Source organism: Streptomyces sp. NPDC055140, assembly GCF_053607285.1.
This window is the reverse complement of record NZ_JBSGTG010000104.1, coordinates 1-5088: the sequence shown is the minus strand read 5'-3', so window position 1 is coordinate 5088 and position 5088 is coordinate 1. Positions and strand designations below refer to the sequence as shown.

Genomic DNA, 5088 nt, shown 5'->3' with positions numbered 1-5088 from the left:
CGGCCACCGTGCGGTGCATGGCCACAATCGAATCTTTGCCCGAAGACGTCTGAACGATGATCAAATCCGCCGCCCGGGCCAGGTCGACGGGATGATCGGCCAGGCGGTCGAGGAGCAGGGTGGTGGTGCGGCGCCAGTGGCATTCGGTCGGGTACCGGTTGAGCGCCGGCCGGTGTGCCTGGAGCGTCGCGGAGGTGCGCTGCAGTCTGGCTTCGGCTTTGCGGACCTTCTGTTCTGCTTCATGGTGCTCATGAATGGCGGTGCGGAGCGCTGAGTACGCCGGGGAGGCACGGTCCGTTCCGCCCATCGCGTGGATGCGGTCGTTCCAGTTGTTGAGCTGGGCCTGAGCGGCACTGTGTTCGTCTTGTGCTTCTCGGACGGCATGCTGGGCCCTGCGGTGGGCGGTGGCGGCTTTGCCGGCACAGCGGATCAGCTCGACGGTGCGCAGTGCGTTGTTCGTGTTCACGTCGGTCTCCTCGGGGACAAGGCGATTGGTAGGTGAGCGGGGTCGTCCGGTGGCCGGGCGTTGCCGGAGGTTCTACGGGCGGGGCCCAGGGCAGCTGGACCCCGGGAAGCTCGAAGAGCTGGACGGTGTAGTCCGGGTGCCGATCGCCACGGGTGGCCGCGAAGTGCGCGCGGATAGTGGCTGCGGCGTCGCACGGGCCGTTGGGCGACGATGGGGAATGTAGAAGGCGCCTGGGTTAGCCGAGCAAGGGCGACGGGACGCCACGAGGCCGGGCATCTGTGGCGGGGCGCTGCGCGCCCTGGCGTGCCCGGATGGAGCTGCGGCGGGACGGCTTCGAGGTTCACGCATGCCGAGGTGACCTGCCGGACGACCGCGGCGCCATGCTCACCCTGTCCGCCTGCATCCGTGAGCAGATGAACATCGCTGTTGCGTCGCTCGAGTCCGGTGAGACGTCAGCTAGGCCGGGAGCCGAACTCATCCTGATCTCCCCAGCGGTTGCCGCCGTGCCGTGCAGCGGGCGCGGTTCGGTCGCGCCCTGGCCGCACGCGCTCGCGTGTCCTCCGATCCCGAGGTCACGGGGTAGCGCAGAGGATCGCTACCTTCCTGAGCCGGAGACGGCCCTTTGACCTCCCTGCCGAACGCCTCCCGCGAGGCGGGATGCCTGATCGGTTCTCTGGAGCGGGGGGTGGCACGTTCCCTCGCGCCGCTCGGCTCAGGGCCCCTAGGTCCGCCAGGGTCGAGCCTGCTCGAGCACTCGGCGCGAGGGGGGACACGTGAGCAGCCTGCTGGAGTCCGTCCGTGGGCTTGGACGGGATGTAGCCATGCCGGAGGGCCTGCCGGCCCGGGTCGCAGTGGTGACGGCGACCTACCGGTCGTGGTCCAACTTCACGCCCGAAGCCAGCGTCGTGGCGAAGTTCGCCGTCCTGCGCGCTCGGTTGGGACCCGAGGGGTACCAGGCCGACGGGTTCTCCATCTGGGATGCTGAGGCCGAAGGCCGCGACGCACTCATCCGCCGCGTCACCGGCGCAGACGTCGTCATCGGCAGCAACCTGCTGGGCTCCCACTATCGGGCCTGGGACCGGGTCGTCGACATCGAGCCGGTCATAGCCCGCACCGCCGACCTCGTCCTGTCGCTGTACGAGCTGCGCGGGGGTGGCTCCGCAGAGGGTTTGGGGCTGTCCGACCTGGCCCGCGGCGCACTCGGACATCAGCGGAACTCGAAGAATGGGTCCGAGCTCATCCCAGCCCAGATGCTGTGGGACGACGCGACGTTGACACTCATGCTGTGGGAGATGGCCGTACGGCTCCGAGCCGTGCGAGTGTCCAGGCGGCCGGTATCCGTCGACGATGCCGCTTGGGCCGAACTCGTCGGCCGTAAGCCTCGGTTTGCGGCCCACTACGACTGGGCGGAACATGCGGCGAACCTGGTCCTTGCGCACCCAGTGGAGCACGACAGCCAGTTCATGCTCCGCGAAGGGAGCGAGTTGGCACGTGGGGCGCTCTTGTCCCGCGCCGAGTACAGGATTCTGGCTCGGGATGTGCAGGTCACAACGGCCACGGTGCGTGGCCCTGCGATGGCGTGGCTGCTGGCCGAGGGGGACTTCGCTGCTGCCGCTCAGGTGCTGGGCCCCGGGGCTCAAGGGCTCAACACGAGTGCCTCGTGGACGGCCCATCGCCTTCTGTGGGCGAACTTCGGAAAGAGCACGCTGCCTGGGATCGCCGAGCTTGCCCTCGCCACCGATCTGGGGTCCGTCCGGCTCCTCGTTCCGCACGGCCACCGGTCTATCAGGGCGCTCGCCCTGGCAAGCTCATGCGACGGTGATCTGGTGTTGCTACCGGACTCCCGCGCACTACGCCGCGCGTTGAAGAGCGGCGCTGATCCGGCTGAGACCGCCCAGGCGATCGCAGAGGCTGGCGAGCTGTCCGTCCCGATACAGGCCTCGGCCGCGATTACAGCGCGGGACGCGATCACCCGGTGGGATGCGGAGCAGGTCCTGGGCCCCGAGGCGTGGCTCGCTGCCCAGGCCGCCGCCGAGTGGGCCTAGCAGCCATGCCGTGCTCGTGGCGTGCCATGTCGGTGGCGCGCGGAGGGCGGGACGGCCATGTCGCCGACCGCGACCGTGTTCAGATCAGGGTCGCGGTTGCTCGTTGACCGGGCAATCGCCTGGTCCTGTTCGAGGGAGCCGTGCGCGTGGCTCCCGGCGCGGCTGTCGCGCAGGCCGTCCCGCGCGTTGGAGCGGCAAGCTCCGCGCGCTGGCGGGCCTCTACGAGGTGATCATGCGGCCCAGGTGCTCGAGTCGCGCACGTGAGTGGTCGAAGGTGGTGGGCAGGGCATCGGTCCCGTTGGCAAGTAGCGCGCGCAGATAGAGCGAGGCCGAGAACACCCGGACTCGCACGGGCACGGTGGTGTCGTGAGAGGTCGTGGTGAGGTCTGAGAACCACTCCCCCGCGCGGGTCACCGGGCGCCAGTAGGCCAGGATCCTGGTCGGGTTGCCCGCCACCTCGTCGGCAATGCCGGCAGGCAGGGGCCTGGGCGGCTTCAGGGGGAGGGCAACCTTGTTCGTGTCGGTCCACATGGGATCCGTGAAGTGGTCGGCTTTCAGGCGCAGCCATTCGCATCGCCCGTCAGCGACAGCATCGGAGCCGATGATCGTTCCGTCCCACGAGGAGGCGGTCCTCATCTTGCATTCCACGGCGACGAGTTCGGTGTCATCCAGGAGCAGCCATGCATCCAGATCTCGCGGGATGTTCGTCAAGGCCTGCTTGCGTTCTTCCTTGGTCGCGTGGGCCGGGGTGAATACGGTGTCGTCACGCCGCGGAGTGCCCGCGAGCTGACGCACCGCTCGGCCTTCCCGAACAAGGGCGTGAGCCAAGGCGTCCAGCAGGAGCGCCTCGCCAAAGAAGGCGGCCAGAGCACCGGTCAGGGAGCCGCACCGGCAGGCGCCAGGGGCACAGGCGACGTCGAACTGGTCCAGGAGCGCGGGTATGCGGTAGCTGACGGGTCTGCCGGTCGCCGTGGAAGCTCGTTGGCAGGCGGGGGCTGGCATAGGGGCTCGCTTTCGCATCGGGAGGGCCTCGGCCCGTGATGCGCTGGAAGGTAGCACCGGCTGTCTGGGCGGCCTCACGTCACCGCGTGCGTCCTGACCGCATTCTCCTAGGTGGCGCCGGAGCACGCCGTGCCAGTGGAGCGGATCTTGCCGATCCGGGCCATTCCGCTCAGCCGCCGACGTGTGCCTGCTGTGGTCCGTTCAAGAAGTCCGGCGGTGATGGCGCCCGTGGCGACTGCGGCTGCAAGGGAGGTGGAGATGCGGATGTCCACGCCGTGACGTGGGGATGTGCGTCGGTAGACGGCGACTCCGCTTGCGGCCGCCGCGGCGAGCATGGAGGTGACGATGGCGGATCCAATCAGGGCGAGTCCAGCCTCTCGGGCCCGGCGTTGGACGGCGGTGCCCCGGTCGTCGAACAGCATGAGCAGATTCTCCTGCGGCGGGTGGGTGGCGTACCTCGTAGAGAGCCTTGGGTCCTTTTCAGTTCGAGCTGCTGGGAGTGTCCTTCCGTCGGCGGCGCTCTGGGGCTCCTGAAGGCGAGATGCGCCAGAGCACTTTGGTCGAGGAGCCCGTCGTCATGCTGCTGCCCACCGGGCGTCTGGGCGGCGAAGTCCGGCGGCGAGGCTGCGTGCAAGGTCGACTGCGGCCTCGGCCTGCTGCCAGGGTCCTTCTGCCGCGTCAATGCTGCGGATGAGCGCGGATCCCACGATGGTGACGTCGGAGATGCGGCTGACTTCCTGGGCCTGCGCGGGGGTGGAGATGCCGATGCCGACTCCGATCGGCAAGTCGGTGGCGGCACGAAGGCGTTGCACGAAGGTGGGCAGTGCGTCGTGGAGGGGCCCTGTGGAGCCGGTGACTCCAGCGACGGCGGGGGCATAAAGCATGCCGCCGGCTGCGGCGCAGATGCGGCTGAGGCGGGCGTCGGTTGTTGAGGGGGCAACGACGAAAACCGTGTGCAGCCCGAAGTGTTGGGCAGCGGTGAGCCACGCGTCGGCCTCTTCGATTGGCAGGTCGGGCAGGATTACTCCGGCGGCGCCCGCGTGGGCCAGGTCACGCGCGGCTCGGTCGAGGCCGTATTTGTACAGCGGGGGAAAGTACGCCATCACGAGCACGCTCGCCGGTGACGTGGCTAGGGACCGGATGCTCTCCAGGAGGTGCCGGACGCGGAATCCGGCAGTGAGCGATTGAGCGGCGGCCCGCGCAATCACCGGGCCGTCGAGCGTGGGCTCACTGTAGGGCCAGCCGAGCTCGATCACGTCTGTGACTTCGGCGAGACGATGCAGGATCCGCAGGCTCTGGTCCTGGGTGGGGTAGCCCGCAGGCAGGTAGGTAGCCAGGGCCGCCCGATTGTCGGCACGGGCGCGCGCGAGCACCTGGTCGAAGCGGGCGGGCGCGTCGGGCGCGGGTCCTGCCAGAGGATGACCTGTGCCGCGCCATGTCGCGTTCATGGGGTGAGGCAACCAGAGCGCGCTGCCTCGGGACGGTGCTCAGGGTTTCGCGTTTCACCCCTCGACTCAGGGTTCGGGGGTGGGGTTAAGCGCGTGGGGGATGACCCCCCCCGGGCGCGGCGGGGCG

General features: G+C 69.1%; 4 protein-coding genes and 1 pseudogene. 1 reads left to right on the top strand and 4 read right to left on the bottom strand.

Going from position 1 to position 5088, the window contains the following annotated elements; translation table 11 throughout:
- Positions 1-466 (bottom strand): annotated as a pseudogene (locus tag ACWFR4_RS47620) (phosphoadenosine phosphosulfate reductase family protein); the annotation flags it as partial.
- A 773-nt stretch (positions 467-1239) separates the two neighbouring features.
- Here ACWFR4_RS47620 and ACWFR4_RS47615 point away from each other — a divergent pair.
- On the top strand, positions 1240-2511 hold the full coding sequence (locus ACWFR4_RS47615; RefSeq protein WP_453658091.1) for a hypothetical protein: 1272 nt from the start codon (positions 1240-1242) through the stop codon (positions 2509-2511).
- Between the two features lie 219 nt (positions 2512-2730).
- Here ACWFR4_RS47615 and ACWFR4_RS47610 read toward each other — a convergent pair whose 3' ends face one another.
- The 3 genes from ACWFR4_RS47610 to trpA all read right to left on the bottom strand — a co-directional run bounded on the left by ACWFR4_RS47610 (position 2731) and on the right by trpA (position 4961).
- A complete protein-coding gene (locus ACWFR4_RS47610) occupies positions 2731-3306 on the bottom strand; it encodes a hypothetical protein (protein WP_453658089.1) in 576 nt (191 codons plus the stop codon).
- Positions 3307-3620: 314 nt separating this feature from the next.
- Positions 3621-3935, bottom strand: coding sequence for a hypothetical protein (locus tag ACWFR4_RS47605; protein ID WP_453658087.1), 315 nt, complete (start codon positions 3933-3935; stop codon positions 3621-3623).
- 153 nt (positions 3936-4088) lie between these two features.
- The gene (gene trpA / locus ACWFR4_RS47600) at positions 4089-4961 is read right to left on the bottom strand and encodes a tryptophan synthase subunit alpha (protein ID WP_453658085.1); all 873 of its coding nucleotides are present in this window, start codon (positions 4959-4961) and stop codon (positions 4089-4091) included.
- Positions 4962-5088: the final 127 nt, after the last annotated feature.

Coding starts and splice junctions, on each gene's coding strand:
- ACWFR4_RS47605 (WP_453658087.1), bottom strand. CDS start 3,935: ATGCTGTTCGACGACCGGGGCACCGCCGTCCAACGCCGGGCCCGAGAG.
- trpA (WP_453658085.1), bottom strand. CDS start 4,961: ATGAACGCGACATGGCGCGGCACAGGTCATCCTCTGGCAGGACCCGCG.